Origin of the sequence: Ornithinimicrobium sufpigmenti (genome assembly GCF_004322775.1) — a bacterium.
Classification (GTDB): Bacteria; Actinomycetota; Actinomycetes; order Actinomycetales; family Dermatophilaceae; genus Ornithinicoccus; species Ornithinicoccus sufpigmenti.
On the sequence record NZ_CP036403.1, the window covers coordinates 2791064 to 2807834 of the forward strand.

Here is a 16771-nt window from a genome sequence, read left to right on the forward strand (position 1 = left end):
TATGATTCTGGAAGGCGCGATGGGACGGGACACCCAGGACGCTAGGTGGAGGCCGGCTGGGGGAGTTCGCGCGGTGTTGACGCTTGGAAGCCGGCCTCCTCCGCCCGTATAGGAGCCAACCCACCCTCCGCGCACTAGCGTGCGTCCCCACACTCCATGCGGCAGATCCGTGCGTTGCCGTTGCCGCTGGAACTTGCATACCTATGCAGTGGGGAGGGCCCTGGGGCGCTGTCTGCTGGCCCGTCGTTTCCTGTGCTCTAGTGGTTCGTGGTGTCCGAGTGGGTCGTCTATCGGGACACTGCGACCCTTGCGAGTGAGCCGGTTGCGCCGCGTCGGTATCTCTCAGGGAGTGCCCCTGCGCCCAACGCTGCCGATGGCCTGGAACAGCAGTGAGGGTCGCCCCCCGATGGAGTTGATGAAGATGGTGGTCACGGACAGGGCCATCGCGACCATCGCCCACACCGGGTACACCAGCCCGGTGGTGGCCAAGGGGATGCCGACGCCGTTGAACAGGAACGCCAGGGCGACGTTTTGGCGGGTGCGGCGGTAGCTGGAGCGGCTGATTGTCCGGGCGGTGATGACGGAGCGCAGGTCGTCGCGCAGGACGATGATGTCGGCGGACTCGACCGCGATGTCGGTGCCGCCGCCCATCGCGATGCCGACGTCGGCCTGCATGAGGGCGGGGGCGTCGTTGATGCCGTCCCCGACCATGACGACGCGGGTACCGTCGGCCTGGAGGTCTCGGACGATGTCGGCCTTGCCCTCGGGCAGCACCCCGGCGCGGACGTCTTCGATGCCGAGCTGGGCGGCGACGTGGTGGGCGGCGCGTTCGTTGTCGCCGGTGACCAGCACCGGGTCCAGGCCGGCGTCGCGCATCTGGGCCAGGGCCTCGAGGGCGTCAGCGCGGATCTCATCCCCCAGGGCGATCACCCCGAGCGGTTCGCTGTCGGCGGCCACGGCCACCACGGTGCGCCCGGCGGCCTCCAGTCGGTCGATGGCTGCAGCGAGTTGACTCAGGTTCACACCGCGCCCTGCGAGGAACCCGGGCCGTCCGACCAGGACGTCGCGGCCGGCGACGCGGGCGATCACGCCGAAGCCGGTGACGGACTCGAAGTTCTCCGCGGCCCTCACGGCGAGGCCCTGGTCGGTGGCGGCGTCGACGATGGCGCGGGCTAGGGGGTGCTCGGAGGAGGACTCGGCCGCCGCGGCGGTGGCGAGCAGGCCGTCCTCGTCGACCAGTGCCTCGATCTCCCGGACGCCGGGCCGTCCCTCGGTCAGGGTGCCGGTCTTGTCCAGCACGATGGTCCGGACCTGCCCGAACGTCTGGAAGGCCTCCCCGGTGCGCATGATGATGCCTAGGTCGGCGGCCTCCCCCGCGGCGCGCACGATCGCCAGCGGCGCAGCGATACCCACCGCGCACGGGTAGCCCATCACGAGCACGCCGAGGCCGGCGAAGACTGCGCGGCGCACGTCGGGTTCCCCGGCCAGCAGCCACGACCCGGCCAGCCAGCCGAGCAGCGCGAGCGCGGCGACGATCAGCACGGTGGGTGTGTAGACCCGCAGCACCCGGTCGACCAGGTGCAGGATGCCGGGCTTGAGCGCGCGGGCGTCCTCCACGTGGCGCACCACCTGGGCCAGGAAGCTGTCGGTCCCGACCCGGGTCACCTCCACCAGCAGGGTCCCGGAGGCGTTGATCGACCCGCCGACGACCTCATCCCCGACGGCCCGATCCACCGGTACCGACTCACCGGTAACCAGGGACAGGTCGACGGTGGAGTACCCGTCGCTGACCCGCCCGTCGACAGGGATCCGCTCCCCGGGACGGACCCGTACCAGGTCGCCGGCAGCGACCTCGGCGATGGGGACGTCGCGCTCGGCACCGTCGCGGACCACCCGGGCGGTGTCGGGCTGCAGATCGAGCAGCTTGCGCACCGCCTGACTGGAGCGGGTCTTGACCAGCAGCGAGAGCCACTCGGAGAAGATGTGGTAGTTCGCCACCAGCACGGTCACCGCGAAAAACGGCGCCGTCGGGTAGTCCGGCAGCAGGTTCGTCAGACCGATGACGCCGCCGGCGATGCCGGCGAACGCGCCAACCTCCAGCAGCACGTGTTGGTTGAGGATGCGCCGGCGCGCGGCTTGGTAGGCCATCCGCAGGATGTGCGGGGCGACCCCGAACACCACAGCCAGGGCCAGGGCCCCGGTGATCCACCCGGCTGCCGTGTCACCGATCAGCCCGGTCTCCCGGGCCGTGTAGGCCAGCGCAGCCGGGGCGATGATCAACAGCGCACCGAGAGCCGCGCGCGTCCTGCCGGCGGGACGCACGATGGCGTAGGACACCGGCACCATCAGGGCTACCACCGACGCCGGCACCAGCACCGACCAGATGCCGGAGACCTCAAGGATCAGCGCGATCGCGGCCAGGCTCGCCGCGACCGCGGCCAGCAGCCGCTTGCCCTCCCGGACGAGGTCGGCTTCCTCATCCTCGAACGGACGCAGCTTGCGCGGGTCGTACAGGTCGTAGCCAATGTCACGCAGCGTGGCCAGGATGTCCTCAGGTGCGATCAGCGCCGGGTCGTAGTCCACCAGCGCCTGCTCGTGGGTGAGGCTGACCGCGACCTGATCCACCCCCGCCTGGCGGCCCAGGGCCTTCTCGATCGTGCCGGTGCACAACGAGCAGTGCAGGCCCGCGATCCGAGCCCGAATCCGGGCGTGCCCGGCCAGGTGGCTCGGCTCCTCCGCCCACAGCTGCTCGGTACCGCTGTCGGCCGGAGCGGTCATCGAGACTGCCCCTGCACATCACCGGCGACCTGGTAGCCGGCGGTCTCTATCTGGGCCGCCAACGCTGCATGGTCGGTCACGGCCGAATCGAAACGCACCCGCACCTGGCCGGTGCGGTGGTCCGCGGTCGCCTCGCGGACCCCGTCCAGCCGGCGCAGCACCTTGCCCACGCGCTGTTCACACCCGCTGCAGGTCATGCCCTCGACCTGCATGGTCACGTTCTCCACCATCTGTCCCTCCGGTAGCAGTAGTCACTGAGCCAACGTGCCGCAGTGCTTGACGCAGACGGTCCTCGAAGGCCTCCTGCCAGGTCCCGCGCACGGGGTTGTTCGCCGATGATCAGACCACGGTAGACCTTCCACTCGACTGGAAGGTCAAGTCCTCCTGTGCGGACACGCCGCCGCTGTCGACCTTCCAGGCGCAGGAAGGCCCAGGGTGGGTGTATCGACCGTCTCCCCGCGCCCTCAGGGGCCGACCGGAAGGACCGGACAATTCCTCTCGTCGACAACCGCACCGAGCAGCTGATCAACGTCCTCGCCCACTGCGTCGCCAAGCGCGAGGCGTGCGCGAACGACTGCGCCAGCCAGGGCAACGCCGACCTCGCCGGCTGCATCACCCTGTGCCTGGACTGCGCGACGCTGTGTCAGGCGTTCATCCCGCTGCTCGCCCGCGGCAGCCAGTGCGCCGAAGCGGGCCGCAAGACCGCCGCAGCCTGCCGTCAGATAGCTGGTCCCGCCACCTGACCCGCTCGCCCCGGGCGGCCGGTGCAGCCTCAGCTCAGGGTTGGCACTGCACCGGCGCCTCCACTTTCGCCTCCACCTTCTGCCGCACATGCTCAATGAGCTGGCAGGTGGTCCCCGCGTCCGCCGGCGGTAGGTTGTCCGCCTCGGCGGCGAGCTCCACGAGTTGGCCGCGCAGGTCCTGTAGCTCGGTGATGCGCCGGTCGATGGTGCTCACCTGCGCGTCGAGCACCCCGCGGACGTAGGTGCAGGGCACCTCGCCCCGCTCCCGGAACCCGAGGATCTCTTTGACCTCATCGAGGGTGACCCCGAGCCGCTGGGCGGTGCGGATGAACCGCAACCGGTCGACGGCGTCCTCGTCGTAGACGCGGTAACCCGAAGGGGTGCGCCCCGGGTCGGGCAGCAGCCCGATCGACTCGTAGTACCGGATCGTCTTCGGGTTCACGCCCAACCGGCCAGCCAGCTCACCAATCCTCATCCCAACCTCCCGACCACAACCTTACAGCCAGCGGGAAGGGTGGTCCCCGTCGGCATGAGTCGGACCGGCCCACATGCGGAACGTTCTCGGTGCTGGCACCCGCACCGCCCGTGGGGGTCACAGGTAGCGGCAGACGGTCGTGGCGTCGCAGTGTGTGGGGTCGACCGTGGCGGCATCGTCGCGGAGGCGGGCGACTGTGTGCCGCAGTGCCTGCAGGTCGGCGATCTGGCGGTCCAGGTCGCCCAGGTGGGCATCGAGCAGGTCTTGCACGTGCTGGCAGGGCGGGACCCCGGCGTCGCGGATGTCGAGGACGTCGCGGATCTGGGCCAGAGTGAGCCCAGCAGTGCGGCTGCGGCGGATGAAGTCCAGGCGCGCCAGGGTCTCCGGGGCGTAGTCCCGGTATCCGCTGGCGGTGCGCTCGGGCGCGGGCAGGAGCCCGGCTTCTTCGTAGAACCTCAGCGTCTTGGTCGTGGTGCCGCTGGCCTCGGCCAGCTCACCGATCCGCACGGCGACCCTTTGCTCGATCCTTTTCGATGTTCACCTTGACCTTCCCCTGTACTGGAAGGTCCATTGTGGCCTCTGGAGACGCGCAACGCGAAGGATGGTGTGAGATGGGTGAGAACTACGACGTCGATCTGGCCGTCACCGGCTCAGGAGGCGCGGCCATGTCGGCGGCCATCGCGGCCAGCCAGGCCGGCAAGAGCGTGGTGCTGATCGAGCGCGGCGTCCTCGGCGGCACCTGCGTGAACATCGGCTGTGTGCCGTCCAAGACGCTCCTGGCAGCCGCCGGAGCGCGGCACGCCGCACTCACCAACCCCTTCGCAGGCGCTCCAACCTCCGCCAGGCCGGTGGATCTGGGCGCCCTGGTCGCCCAGAAGGACGCGCTGATCGAGCGCCTGCGCGAGACGAAGTACGCCGACGTGGCCGCCGCCTACGGCTTCGAGGTCCGCCCGGGCCAGGCCACCTTTCTAGACAAGGACACCCTGGCCGTCGACGGCCAGGCACTGCGGGCCCGGGCCTACCTGATCGCCACCGGCTCCACCCCCGCCGTCCCGGACGTGACGGGCCTGGACTATGTGGACTGGCTCACGTCCACCACGGCGATGGAGTTGCTCGAGCTGCCCGAGTCCCTGGTCGTCATCGGTGGCGGCTACGTCGGGATGGAGCAAGCCCAGCTGTTCGCCCACCTCGGCGCCCGGGTGTCGCTGGTCGGTCGCCTGGCGCCCCACGCCGAGCCGGAGCTCGCCCAGGGCCTTCGGGAGATCTTCGCCGACGACGGCATCACCGTGGTCGAGGAGCACGCCACCGCGGTGGCCACCGACGTCGGCCCTTCAGGACAGGAAGTCGTGGTGAGCGCCGCATCAGGCGCGCAGGTCCGCGGAGCACGGCTGTTGTTGGCCACCGGGCGCGTCGCGCGCACCGACGGTCTCGACCTGGCCGCTGCCGCGGTGGACGTGGACAAGCGGGGCTTCGTCGTGGTCGACGAGACCCAGCGCACCAGCAACCCGCGCATCTACGCCGCCGGTGACGTCTCGGGGGCCGCCCAGTACGTCTACGTCGCAGCCGCCGGCGGTCGGGCCGCCGCGCTCAACGCCCTGGCCGACGACGACGGGGCCACGCCAGCACGCGTGGACTACACCGGCTTGCCTGCCGTCGTGTTCACCCGGCCCCAGCTGGCCTCGGCGGGGCTGACCGAGCAAGAGGCCCTCGCCCGCGGCCACGCGTGCGACTGCCGGGTCCTAGACTTGGCCGACGTTCCCCGGGCGCTGGTCCAGCACGACACCAGGGGCGCGGTCAAGCTCGTCGCTGACGCCACTACCGGCAAGGTCCTGGGCGTGCACGCCCTAGCCGACGGCGCCGGGGAGATCATGCTGGCGGCCACCTACGCCATCAAGGCCGGCATGACCGTTGACGAGCTGGCTGACACCTGGGCGCCGTACCTGACCATGGCCGAGAGCCTGCGCATCGTCGCCGGCCTCTTCCGCAACCAGATGCCGACGTCCTGCTGTGCCTGAGACCCCTCGCATCCACCGACCCCGACCCGAGGCGCGGCCCGAGCGCGGCGGACGCCGGGCCCTCGGTGCTGGTGCAGCCGTGCTGCTGTGCTGCGTCGGGCACACCTTGCTGTTGGTCACAGTGGAGACAGGAGCGGTCGCTCCAAGGCCGCGCAGATACTTCCGCATGCTGATGCGAACCTCGTAACGGGTATGCAGCAGGCCGACCGCCCTCAATTCGGCGGATCCGGTCTGTCACGCACCTCCGCATGGGCCTTCTGCAGCGCGACGTCCTGCGGTCTACGAGCGCTGCTCAACCGTGGGGTCGGCTGATTATTCGTCACCGCGCCGGCCCGGACAGGCCCGGCGAAGGGGGTGCTTGGTACCGATCCTGCTCTTCTTGTCGCTGGGCTACTCGAACCCTGCGGCTCGGTGCGTCCGCTGTGGGCCTGGGCGATGACGACGAGTCTGCGGTGAGTCGGCGAGCCAGTCGACCCTGGTACCTGGCGGCCTCGGGTTCCTTGACCGGAGGACCGGTCGGGTTCGACTCGGTGGGTGGGATGGCGTGCGCGGCTCGCCAGACGGCGAGGTCGCCAAGCAGAGTGTCATCGACTTCGGGCGGCAGGGTCCGTTGCCAGGGTGTCCGGGCGGATACGCCTGCTTGGCGTGCCTCGGTGGCGACGTTCTGGGTGAGCTGCTGGACTCGGTGGGTGAGCCGGTCGAGGTAGGCGTTGGTGTCTGGGTCGTGTCGTAGGGCGGGTGGGATTCCGGGCAGCCACGGCAGCGGCGCGCCCCTGTGCAGCAGGGGGACGACCGCGCTGATCCGCCAGGACAGGGCGGCGGCGGGGTCGTCGGCCTCGGTGAGACTGTGTTTGCCGCGGTACAAGGTGGCCTCGTGCACGACCGTCTGTGGTGGGGTGCCGTCGACCCAGTGCAGGGCGAGCTGGCCGCGCAGGTTCGGGTAGGCCTCCTGCTGGGTGAGGCCGGGCAGCCACCGTTCGAGCGCGTCGTCCAGAGCAGCCATCCGCTGAGATCCGAGGTGGTGCTGGGCCAGGACGGTCAGGGCGTCCTGGTAGGCCAGCACCGCTTCCCGCAGCAGTCCGGCGGTGTCGCCGTGCTCGACGGTCGTGGCCGAGTGGGCGCGGCCGTCCCGGGCCAGGATGCCGGTGAGCACCTCCCGCGGCTCGACCACCTGCTCTTGGACCTCTGGGCCGACGGAGTCCAGGGAGGTTGTGGGCGTGGCGAGGTAGAGGTGGTTGGACTCCCGTCCGCGGGAGAGCGCGACGTACAGGCCTTGTCGGGTCTCGGGGCCGGTCAGGACGGTGTGCGTGGTGTCCACGGTGGCGCCCTGGGCGCCGTGGATCGTGGACGCGTAACCCAGCTGGACATGCTCGGCCACGTACCCCGCCGGGAGCCGCACCCGGCCCAGCCCGGACCGGGCTCGCCGGTCCTGACGGTCGACGGTGACGGCGCCGTCCGGGTGGACAGCCTGGACGCGCCACCGGTCCCCGTTCTTCACCCACGACCCGTCGCGGTCCCGTAGGCGCCGGTCGTTCCTGCGGGTGATGACCAGGTCTCCGGCACTGGCGCGGGTCCCGTCAGCCAGGACCACTTCCGGGCCGGGATGCTGTCCGGCGGTGGTGTGGAGTCGGTCCTGGCGGGCGCGGTGGTTCAGGTCGCGCACGGTGTCCCGGGTGGCGGCCAGCAGCAGGCTGGACCGGCCGGCCTGTCGGTCGGCTTTCCAGGCGGCGTACGCGGCCTCGGTCATGGTGCCGGCGTCGCCGGCGTGCACCCGGTCCCGTTCCAGGTAGTGCTCCAAGCCCGCGGGGTCCCCGTCCCGGACCGCGAGGGTGGCGGCGCCTTCTTCGGGGTCGGTGAACCGGTGCAGCTCGGTCAGGGTGACGGTGGTGCCGTGCGCGTACCCCTGCTCGGCCAGGTCGGTCAGGATCCCGCCCGCGGCCACGGCGGCCAGCTGCTGGTCATCCCCCACCAGCCGCACACTGCCACCCACCTCCACGACCTGCCGGATCACGGCGGCCAGGTCGCGGGTGCCGGCCATGCCCGCCTCGTCGATGACCACCAACGTCCGAGGCCCCACACCTCCGGCCGCGCCCGCGGTGGACGGTGACACCTGCGTCGAGGCAGCTGCCGCGGTGGTCTCGTGGAGGTACTTCGCGAGGGTGTCTGCGGGGATGCCGGTGGCTCGGGCCAGCTCCTCGGCAGCGACCGCGGTGGGTGCCAGGCCCAGGACGGTCCCGCCAGTGGCTTCCCAGGCGCGGGCCAGCACCCGCAGGGCGGCGGTCTTGCCGGCGCCGGCCGGGGCCAGGGCGACCTGGACCCGGCACCCGCTGGTGGCCAGGCCGTGGACCATCGCCACCTGGGACCGGTCCAGCCCCGGACCATCCACCCTCTGGGCCGCCAGGACGCTCTCAACCACGGCCGGGTCGGCTTGGCGGCCGTCCCGACGCAGCGCGAGGGACAGGAGTTCCTCCTCCGCGGCCAGGATCGCGCGCGAGGTGTAGGCCTGGCTGCCGTGCACCCGGTGGACGGGCTGCCCGTCCGCCCGGCGCAACACCCCCGGCTCACCCAGCTCGGGTGGCACTCCGACCGGGACCGAGAAACCCTCCAGGACCCACCGTTCCACCTCGCGCCCGTACTCGCCCAGCCGGGCCAGCGGCACCCCCGCGGTGCGGAGTTGACGGGAGGTCTCGGCCCGTACGTGCCACACCTGCCACGTCGCCCGCGACCCCTCCAGCACCGACAGCACCCGCGCAGCCACCACCTGAGGACGCACACCCCCACCGGCACCACGGCCGTGTTCCCGCCCCCGTCCCCAAGACACCCCCTGCTGCGTACCCACCCGCTGACCTGCAACGACGGCCGCGTCTCTGCCTGGGTATCTGCCTGCGTCTCTGGTGCGCTCCCGGTTGCGTCCCCACCGCGTACCCAGCGCGGCGGCGACCATCGCCTCCGGGCTGAGACCGCTACGGGCGAGCACGGCGGTGGCCTGCTGGTGCCAGGCCTGGCGCTGCTCGGCCTCCGAGCGAGGTTCGTGCTTGTCCGGCCGGGTCTCCAGGTTCGCGCGCTGGGCCAGATCCAGCGCCTCGATGGCGGTGGGCATGCGGCCGTGGTCTGCGAGGAACGCTGAGGCGAGCTCGCGCTGCCGGGCCTGGATCGCCTGCCGCCGCGACGACCACGCCATCAGCAGCGCCGGGTCGATCCCGTCGATCTCCCGCACCGCCCGTTTCCCCTCGGGTGAGGGCCGGTCGACGAATCGGACCCCGAGTCGGTCGACCAGTCCGGCCTCCAGGTGGGTGTTGTAGTGCTCCGAAGCCATCACGTTCGCCTTGAATAGCATCCGCCCGTCCAGCGACAGCCACCGGCTGCCGTCCTCGGGCAGCAACTGCACCTTGTTCGAGACCACCACATGGGTATGCAGGTCCGGGTCCCCGGTCCGCGAGTCACGATGGTCGAACGCCGCCGCGACCAACCCGACCACGGGTATCTGGCGGATGCCGCCCAGACCCATCCGCGTGAACGCCACCTCGCGCTCCAGCAGCGCCACAGTCGCCCGGACCGCGTCGGCGTGCGCCGCCTCCACCTGCCTCGCGACCTCAACCGGCGCCAGGGCCCACAACGCCGAGACCGACTTCACCGGGGAGAACGTCAGGTCGAAGCCCGCCACCGGCACCCGTGTCGGCTTGGACGCCTTGGCAACGAACCGGGTGAGCTCGGCCTCGTCCACCGGGGCCCGCCCGTGCCGTTGCTCGAACGCCTCCCGGGCGACCCGTGTGCGGATCGCTGCCCGCGCCTGCGCCGGGATCGGGACGTTCCAGGCCAAGCCTTGGCTGGTGTTGTGCTCGGTGAAGGCCCGAGCGATCACCTGCTTCAGGGTCGTGGCCTCGTACGTGGGGAACGCCCGGCCCAGGGCACCCCAGCGCCGCTCGGAGGCCCCGGGCTCCCCGGCGCGGGGATGACGGCCCTGACCGAACAACAGCTTCATCTGCTCCTCGGTCACCACCTCCCCCGCGGCCAGGTCCACACCGGCCAACCCGCTGCCCAGCCACCGGCCCGGAGACTCGCCTTTCTCCTCGTAGTACGCGGCCAGTCCCACCTGTCGCCGCTCGGTCGCGTCGTGCTGGGCAACCTGACTGGTCAGGTACGTATACCCGCTCCCGGCGGACAGCTTGTGCAACGTCATCACGCCTACAGAGGCGCAGGACCCACCACGCCGGGTCTCACACACGACACCGCGTGCATGAGGTGTGCCTGACGACGTGGTTTTTGCTGCTCAGGGCGGTGGTCGTCGAGTCGCGGGTGACGGAGAGGAGGGCGACGTGGCGCGGACTTCGGAAAGTGGGGGCTGGGTCGTCTTCGGGAGCGGGATCGGCGTGTGCCTGGTGCTGGAGGACGGGGTCGGGCCTCTTGCTAGGGGGCGTCGGTGTCGGAGGGATCCGTCGGAGGGCGTGGCTCGGTCGCGATGTCCTGGCTGAGCCGCTCGGTGAGTGCTCGGTCGCGTTCGGCGGTGGCGTGCTGGTAGCGCAGGGCGACGGTGACGTCCGTGTGCCCGCCGCGGTGGAGCAGCTCGGCGAGGGTGGCGCCCTGCTCGGCGTACTTGCTCAGACCGGTGTGCCGCAAGTTGTGGAAGCGGAAGCTTGGCCTCCCCGCGGCCTCGCGGGCGGCTCGCCACGCCTTGTCGAGCGCGGTCTGGGAGACCCGGGCACCGCGCAGACCCGCGAGGACCGGCGCCGTGCGGCCGGCCGGGGTGTAGGTGTCGAGGTGATCACGCAGGGCGGGCAGCAGCGCCGCCGGGAGCGCGATCGACCTGACGCTGTCCGCCTTGGGCGGTGTCAGAGCGTTGGCCTTGACGTTCCACTGCCGGCGAACGTGCAGCACCGCCCGTCGGGGGTCGTCCAGGTGCTCCAGGTCGCGGCGTTGCAGCCCCAGCAGCTCCCCGATGCGCAGGGCGCACCAGGCGGCCAGGGGGATGGCTATCTGCAGGTGCGGCGGCATCGCCTCGGTGAAGGCCCGCACCTGCTCCGGTGACGCCACGTCCCCGTGCTCGTCCTCGGGGCGCACCCGGCGGTGCTTGGGCGCGGCCGGGAACTCGAACCGCTCCAGTCCCCCGGCCTTCGCCTTCACCGCGGCGTTGAGCATGGACCGCAGCACGATCACCGTGTTCGGTGCGACGCCGTTGACACGAGCCCCGGGATGGCGCTGCGAGGGCCGGCGAGCCAGCGTGGCTAGATGCTCGGCCACACGCTCAGTCGTCAGCTCCACGAGCCTGACGTCCCCCAGCTCGGGGAGCACATGGTTCTTGAGCACCGAGCGGTAGGAGACCACCGTGGCCGGGGAGCGGCGAGGGTCGGCCTCGAGCGCGGCCAGCCACGTCTGCGCCCACTCCCCCAGGGTCAATGCCTCGGTCTGGACCCGCACCGCCTCCGCCTGCCGTTCCGCTCGCCGCTGCGCCGGCGGCACGAAGGTGCCTCGCGCGGCGTCCGCCTTGGCGATGTGCAGGGCTGCCTTGGCGTCGGTGATGGTCTGGAAGACCCCGAGCGAGTGGGTCGTGCCCTGGTGGTCCATCCGGACCCGGTAGCGGCCCCTGAACCGGGCGATGCCACGAGGCAGCCGGGCCCCTGCGTCCTTCGCGCTCACGCCATCCGCCTCCGGGTCGAGCCTGGGTGTGTCAGCCCTGTGTCAGTTCTGTGTCAGTTTTCCTGCCATCTTGAGGCTACTCCTGACCACCCGTGTCCAGACGCACGAAACCCCCAGATCCGCGTCCTTATGCGGAATTCTGGGGGTTGACGTGCGACAACCGGCACAGCGTGAGACACGGAAGTGGAGGTGGCGGGAATTGAACCCGCGTCCGTCACCGGGAAACCAGGGCTTCTCCGGGTGCAGTGCGCTCAGGATTTTCTCGGCCCCAGGGCTCGCGCGCACACGTTCCCTGACAGGCCCAGTCGAGTAGCAGTCCCGCACGGCCCCTCGACATGACCGTGCAGCTAGTCACCTAGTCGATGCCAGGATCTGAGCCGGTGACGAACTCAGGCTGACAGACTTGCGCTCGCTCAGGCGGCGAGGGCGAAGTCGCTGCGCTTGGAATTGGCAGCTATTGGTTTCGCAAGGAGCGTTTGACGAGATGACCTTGCATCCTCGACCCGCTTCCCCTGAAGTGCCGAATGACGTCGAAACCGATCACCCCCATGGGGGTGTCTCACGCTGTGCAGTTGTCAAGAAACCGGCCGCGAGGCCGGACTGGTCAGTCTACTGCGTCAACGGTGGGCAGTCCACGAAGATTCCCGGCCTCTGGCAGGGTGTCCGCCATGACGAGCTTCCAGCCGGACCGCTACCCCGCCAGCTTCGACCCGAGGCAGGAGGACATCCCTGCGCCGCTGCTGAGGAGCCTGAACATCATGGTGGCCGCCATGGCGACCGCGCTGGTGGCGTTGGGCGTCGTCCTGGCGGTCATCGGGGGCGAGCTCGTCACGCCCGACCTGTGGATGCTCGCTCTCGTGGCCTTGGCCACGGTCGGCGCCTGGGGCCTCGTCCTGGTGCTCCCAGTGAGGCTCCCGCGGAGTAACGGCGGGGACGTCCGTGGCGGGCCCGGCAGCCCGCACGGGGCCACCGTGGAGGCCGCCGTCATGGTGCGGGTCGCCGTTCTCGAGGCCCCGGCCCTCCTGGGCATCGCGCTGGCCTTCCTCAGCCACCCGGTTAACCTGCTCGTCTACGCGGTGCCCGCGGCGTTCTCGCTGCTCGGCATCTGGCTGTTCGCCCGCCCCCGCGTGGTGCTGGAGCGCCTCAGCCGTGGTGCTTGAGGTGGGCTGACATCGCCCGCTCCGCCTCGCGGCGGTCCTGCCGCTCGCGCAGCGTCTGCCGCTTGTCGTGCAGCTTCTTGCCCTTGGCCAGGGCGATCTCGACCTTGGCGCGGCCGTCCTTGAAGTAGAGCGAGAGCGGCACGATCGTGTGCCCCGCCTGCTCCGCCTTGGCGACCAGCTTGTCGATCTCGTGCCGGTGCAGCAGCAGCTTGCGCCGCCGACGTGCGGAGTGGTTGGTCCACGTGCCCTGGGTGTACTGCGGGATGTGCACGCCCTCCAGGTACAGCTCGCCGCCGTAGCTGGTGGCGTAGCCGTCGACCAGCGACGCTCGCCCTTGACGCAGCGACTTCACCTCGGTCCCGGTCAGCACGAGGCCGGCCTCGACGGTGTCCTCGATGTGGTACTCGTGTCGGGCCTTCTTGTTGCTGGCGATCAGCTGGCGTCCGGTCTCCTTGGGCATGGCCGCTCAAGTCTAGGCGAGGTCCGCGTATGCCGTCGCCACAGTTTCCGGGATCGGCGCAGCTGTGCGCGGGGTGGCGTGGGGTGGCCCCGGGTCAGAGCCAACCGCGGGGGTTGACGGGGGTGCCGTTCTCGCGGGTCTCGAAGTGCAGGTGGCAGCCGGTGGAGGACCCGGTGGTCCCGACGTGGCCGACCACCTCCCCCTGCCCCACCGCCTGGCCCGCGGCCACGACGGGCGCGCTCTGGAAGTGCATGTAGGTGGTGGTGAGGTTCACCCCGCGGTGCACGCCGTGGTCCACGATCACGTAGTGCCCGCTGCGGTCGTTGTACCCGCTGGTGAACACCACGCCGTCGGCGGCGGACACGACCGGGATGCCACAGCCCGCGGCGAAGTCCATGCCGGCGTGCAGCAGCCAGATGCCCAGCACGGGGTGCAGACGGTTCCCGAACTCGCTGGAGATCGGTGCGTTGACCGGGTAGGTGAGGTAGGAGGGCGGGGGCGACGGCAGCGAGGCCTCGTGGACGTCGTCGTCCTCCTGACGCTCCTCCTCCTCGCGAGCCTCCTCCTCCGCCCGACGGCGCTCCTCCTCCTCGCGCGCCTGCTCCTCGGCTCGCCGCTGCGCCTCCTCCGCCTCTGCGTCGGCCGCTGCCGCCCGACGCTCGGCCTCCGCCTGGGCCTCCGCGTCGGCCCTGCGCTGCGCCTCCTCGGCAGCAGCCCGCTGACGGGCGGCCTCGCGCTCGGCAGCCCGCTGACGTGCCGCTTCCTCGGCGGCGGCCTGCCGCGCGGCCTCCTCGGCAGCCTGACGACGAGCCTCCTCCTCCGCCCGCCGTTTGGCCTCCTCCGCCGCGAGCCGCTCCAGCTCAGCCTTCTCCTCCAGCTTGAGCCCGTGCGTGTCCTGGGCCAGCCGGGCCAGCTCCGCCTCCAGCTCGTCGGACACCTCCTGCTCGGCCTCCAGCGAGGCGAGCACGATCGTCTTCTGCGTCTCCAGCTCGGCTCGTGCCCGCGCCTGGTCTGCCTCGAGCGACTCCAGCTCGACCTTCGCCGCCTCCGCCGCGGCCCTCGCCTGGTCCTTGGCGACGACCACGGCCTCCGCCCGGGCCAGCAGGTAGGCGATGTCCTGCCGCACGCCCGTCAGCCGGTCCTGCTCGGCGACCTGCTCGGCCTCCTGCGTGGCCAACGAGCGGATCTGCTGGTCCTGGACCCGCAGGACGGTCCGGGACATCGCCATCTGGTCGACGGCGTCCGCCTCGCCGGAGAGCAGCTCCAGGGTGGCCGCCAGGGACCCCAGCCCACCCTGCTTGTAGCTCTCCCGCGCGATCGCGCCCACCGTGCTCCGGCTGGCCGCCTGCTCGTCGGCGTTGGCGACCAGTGCCTCCTCGATCGAGGCCTCGCTGGCGCGCGCCACCCCCAGCTGGGTCTGGATCCGGTCGGCCTCCGCCTCGGCGTCGGCCAGGTCCAGCTCGGCCTCCTGCAGGGTGATCCGGGCGGCCTCCACCTTGACCGTGGTCTCCTGGAGCAGCTGGTCCGCGGCGACCAGCTCTGCGCTGGTGTGCTCCAGGTCCTCCCCCAGCTCCGCCGCTCGCTCCTCGCTGCTCTCCCGCTCCTCGGCCGTCCGGTCGCGGTCCCGCTCAACTCGCTCCATACGCTCCCGGATCTCCTCCAGGGTCCCGGAGGCCAGGGCAGGGGTGGCGAGCCCGACCACCCCGACGAGGGCCAGCGCCACGGCCCGCGAGGATGTCCGCGAGCATGCCGTGCGGCGGGGTCGGCGGTGCGTGCCTGGGTTGGGCGTCGGGTGGGGCGTGGGACGAGGCGTCGGGTTGGGCCTTCGGCTGGACGTCGGGTTGGACATGGCGTACTTCTCCTTGTTTAGACCCTCACGTGGCGACGCAACGCCGCCCAGGCGGTGATGACGGCCAGCAGCAGTGCGCCGATGACCAGGACGGGGGTGATGAGCCAGACCTCGCGCTCGCCGATGAGGCTGACCAGCCCGCTCTCCCCGGCGAGCAGGTCGGACAGGAAGCCGCTGACGCCGAACCGGACCGTGGCCCACAGCAGACCGACGGCGAGCGCCGCCCCCAGCAGCGTGGCGATGACGGCCTCGACGACGAACGGCAGGTGGATGCTGAAGGCGGAGGCGCCGACCATGCGCTGGATGCCGGTCTCCCGTCGACGGGTCCAGGCGGTGAGCCGGATCGCGGTGGAGATGAGCAGGACCGCGCACAGCACCATCGCCGCGGCCAGGCCGAGGGCTCCGGCGCTGAGCACCCGCAGGAAGGTGAACAGCTGGTCCACGACCTCGCGCTGGTCCTCCACGCTGTCTACCCCCGGAGCCTGCTCGAAAGCGGCGCGGATCACGTCATACCGGTTGGGGTCGGACAGGTTGACCCGGAAGGAGGCAGGGATCGCCTCGGGCGGGACCGAGTCGAGCACCGAGGACCCGCGGAACTGCTCCCGGAAGCGTTCGTAGGCCTCCTCGCTGGGCTCGTAGAACCACTCGGTGACCAGCGGGCGCAGGCCCTCCAGGTCGGCCTCGAGCTGGTCGCGCTGCTCCTGCGTCACCCCGCCCTCCGTGCAGCCGACCGAGTCGGTGGAGTCCGGGGTGCACAGGAAGATCGAGACCTGCACGCGGTCGTACCAGTAGCCCTGGGCGGTGGTGACCTGCTGCTGAGCCAGCAGCCCCACCCCGAGGAAGAACAGGGAGACCATGGTGACCAGCACGACGGAGACGAACATGGCTCCGTTGCGGCGCAGACCGTTGCCGACCTCACCCAGCAGGAAGCCCGGCCTCACGGCTCCACCGCCTGCCGGTAGCCGCCCTCGGCCTGGTCGCGCACGACCCGGCCGTCGTGCAGCTGGACCACGCGCTTGCGGAACTGGTCGACGATCGTGGTGTCGTGCGTGGCCATGAGCACGGTGGTACCGGTGCGGTTGATCCGCTCCAGGATGGCCACGATCTCCTGGCTGGTGTCCGGGTCGAGGTTGCCGGTCGGCTCGTCGGCGAGCAGGATCGGCGGCTTGTTGACCATCGCCCGCGCGATGGCAACCCGCTGCTGCTCACCGCCGGACAGCTCGTGCGGGAGCCGCCTGCCCTTGTCCTCCAGCCCGACGAGCGCGAGCGTCTCGGGGACACGGCGGCGGATCTCGTGCCGGCTGGCGCCCAGGACCTGCAGCACGTAGGCGATGTTCTGGTGCACGGTCTTGCCCGAGAGCAGCCGGAAGTCCTGGAAGACGGTGCCGATCTGGCGCCGCAGCAGGTGCACGCGGCGGTGCGGCAGGGCCCCGAGGTCGTGCCCGGCCACCAGCACCCGCCCACTGGTCGGCTCCTGCTCCAGGATCACCAGGCGCAGGAGGCTGGACTTCCCCGAGCCGGACTGGCCGACGACGAAGCAGAACTCCCCCCGCAGCACGTCCAGGTCGACCTCGCGCAGCGCCCAGGGGTCACCTTTGGCATAGCGCAGGCTGACCTGTTCGAGGGTGATCATGGGGGGGGACGGCTCCGTGACTAC

13 protein-coding genes and 1 other RNA gene are annotated in these 16771 nt (G+C 71.1%); 3 read left to right on the top strand and 11 right to left on the bottom strand.

What is annotated here, in order from left to right; translation table 11 throughout:
• Positions 1 to 342: 342 nt before the first annotated feature.
• Complete coding sequence (locus ESZ52_RS12830) at positions 343 to 2778, bottom strand: heavy metal translocating P-type ATPase (RefSeq protein ID WP_131105272.1); 2436 nt, start codon at positions 2776 to 2778, stop codon at positions 343 to 345.
• Positions 2775 to 2990, bottom strand: coding sequence for a heavy-metal-associated domain-containing protein (locus ESZ52_RS12835; RefSeq protein ID WP_238154454.1), 216 nt, complete (start codon positions 2988 to 2990; stop codon positions 2775 to 2777). The genes ESZ52_RS12830 and ESZ52_RS12835 overlap by 4 nt, the downstream gene beginning before the upstream one ends.
• A 174-nt stretch (positions 2991 to 3164) precedes the next feature.
• Between ESZ52_RS12835 and ESZ52_RS19490 the strand changes: the two genes are divergently transcribed.
• A complete protein-coding gene (locus ESZ52_RS19490) occupies positions 3165 to 3521 on the top strand; it encodes a four-helix bundle copper-binding protein (RefSeq protein ID WP_202865339.1) in 357 nt (118 codons plus the stop codon).
• Between the two features lie 34 nt (positions 3522 to 3555).
• Here the strand turns inward: ESZ52_RS19490 and ESZ52_RS12845 are convergent, their stop codons facing one another.
• Both ESZ52_RS12845 and ESZ52_RS12850 read right to left on the bottom strand, forming a co-directional pair.
• The gene (locus ESZ52_RS12845) at positions 3556 to 3996 is read right to left on the bottom strand and encodes a heavy metal-responsive transcriptional regulator (protein WP_131105273.1); all 441 of its coding nucleotides are present in this window, start codon (positions 3994 to 3996) and stop codon (positions 3556 to 3558) included.
• A 117-nt stretch (positions 3997 to 4113) separates the two neighbouring features.
• Positions 4114 to 4503 (bottom strand): heavy metal-responsive transcriptional regulator, encoded by a 390-nt coding sequence (locus tag ESZ52_RS12850; RefSeq protein ID WP_131105274.1) that lies wholly within the window; start codon positions 4501 to 4503, stop codon positions 4114 to 4116.
• A gap of 104 nt (positions 4504 to 4607) precedes the next feature.
• On the opposite strand from ESZ52_RS12850, the gene merA reads away from it, so the two are divergent.
• Positions 4608 to 6011 carry a mercury(II) reductase gene (gene merA / locus ESZ52_RS12855; RefSeq protein ID WP_131105275.1) on the top strand — a complete coding sequence of 468 codons (1404 nt, stop codon included), beginning with the start codon at positions 4608 to 4610 and terminating at the stop codon, positions 6009 to 6011.
• A gap of 319 nt (positions 6012 to 6330) precedes the next feature.
• Here the strand turns inward: merA and mobF are convergent, their stop codons facing one another.
• From mobF to ssrA, 3 genes are all read right to left on the bottom strand, one after another.
• Positions 6331 to 10191, bottom strand: a complete 3861-nt coding sequence (gene mobF, locus ESZ52_RS12860; protein ID WP_131105276.1) for a MobF family relaxase — start codon at positions 10189 to 10191, stop codon at positions 6331 to 6333.
• 227 nt (positions 10192 to 10418) lie between these two features.
• Positions 10419 to 11645 carry a tyrosine-type recombinase/integrase gene (locus tag ESZ52_RS12865; RefSeq protein WP_131105277.1) on the bottom strand — a complete coding sequence of 409 codons (1227 nt, stop codon included), beginning with the start codon at positions 11643 to 11645 and terminating at the stop codon, positions 10419 to 10421.
• A 181-nt stretch (positions 11646 to 11826) separates the two neighbouring features.
• Positions 11827 to 12193: a transfer-messenger RNA gene (gene ssrA / locus ESZ52_RS12870) on the bottom strand.
• 120 nt (positions 12194 to 12313) lie between these two features.
• On the opposite strand from ssrA, the gene ESZ52_RS12875 reads away from it, so the two are divergent.
• Positions 12314 to 12805: a hypothetical protein gene (locus ESZ52_RS12875; protein ID WP_131105278.1), complete on the top strand. Its 492-nt coding sequence runs from the start codon at positions 12314 to 12316 to the stop codon at positions 12803 to 12805.
• Here ESZ52_RS12875 and smpB read toward each other — a convergent pair.
• The 4 genes from smpB to ftsE all read right to left on the bottom strand — a co-directional run bounded on the left by smpB (position 12789) and on the right by ftsE (position 16747).
• Positions 12789 to 13265 carry an SsrA-binding protein SmpB gene (smpB, locus tag ESZ52_RS12880; protein ID WP_131105279.1) on the bottom strand — a complete coding sequence of 159 codons (477 nt, stop codon included), beginning with the start codon at positions 13263 to 13265 and terminating at the stop codon, positions 12789 to 12791. The two genes, ESZ52_RS12875 and smpB, sit on opposite strands and share 17 nt — an antisense overlap.
• Positions 13266 to 13359: 94 nt before the next feature.
• Positions 13360 to 14988, bottom strand: coding sequence for a M23 family metallopeptidase (locus ESZ52_RS19915; protein ID WP_131105280.1), 1629 nt, complete (start codon positions 14986 to 14988; stop codon positions 13360 to 13362).
• Between the two features lie 143 nt (positions 14989 to 15131).
• A complete protein-coding gene (ftsX, locus tag ESZ52_RS12890; protein ID WP_131105281.1) occupies positions 15132 to 16055 on the bottom strand; it encodes a permease-like cell division protein FtsX in 924 nt (307 codons plus the stop codon).
• Positions 16052 to 16747, bottom strand: a complete 696-nt coding sequence (gene ftsE / locus ESZ52_RS12895) for a cell division ATP-binding protein FtsE (protein WP_131105282.1) — start codon at positions 16745 to 16747, stop codon at positions 16052 to 16054. The genes ftsX and ftsE overlap by 4 nt, the downstream gene beginning before the upstream one ends.
• Positions 16748 to 16771 lie beyond the last annotated feature (24 nt).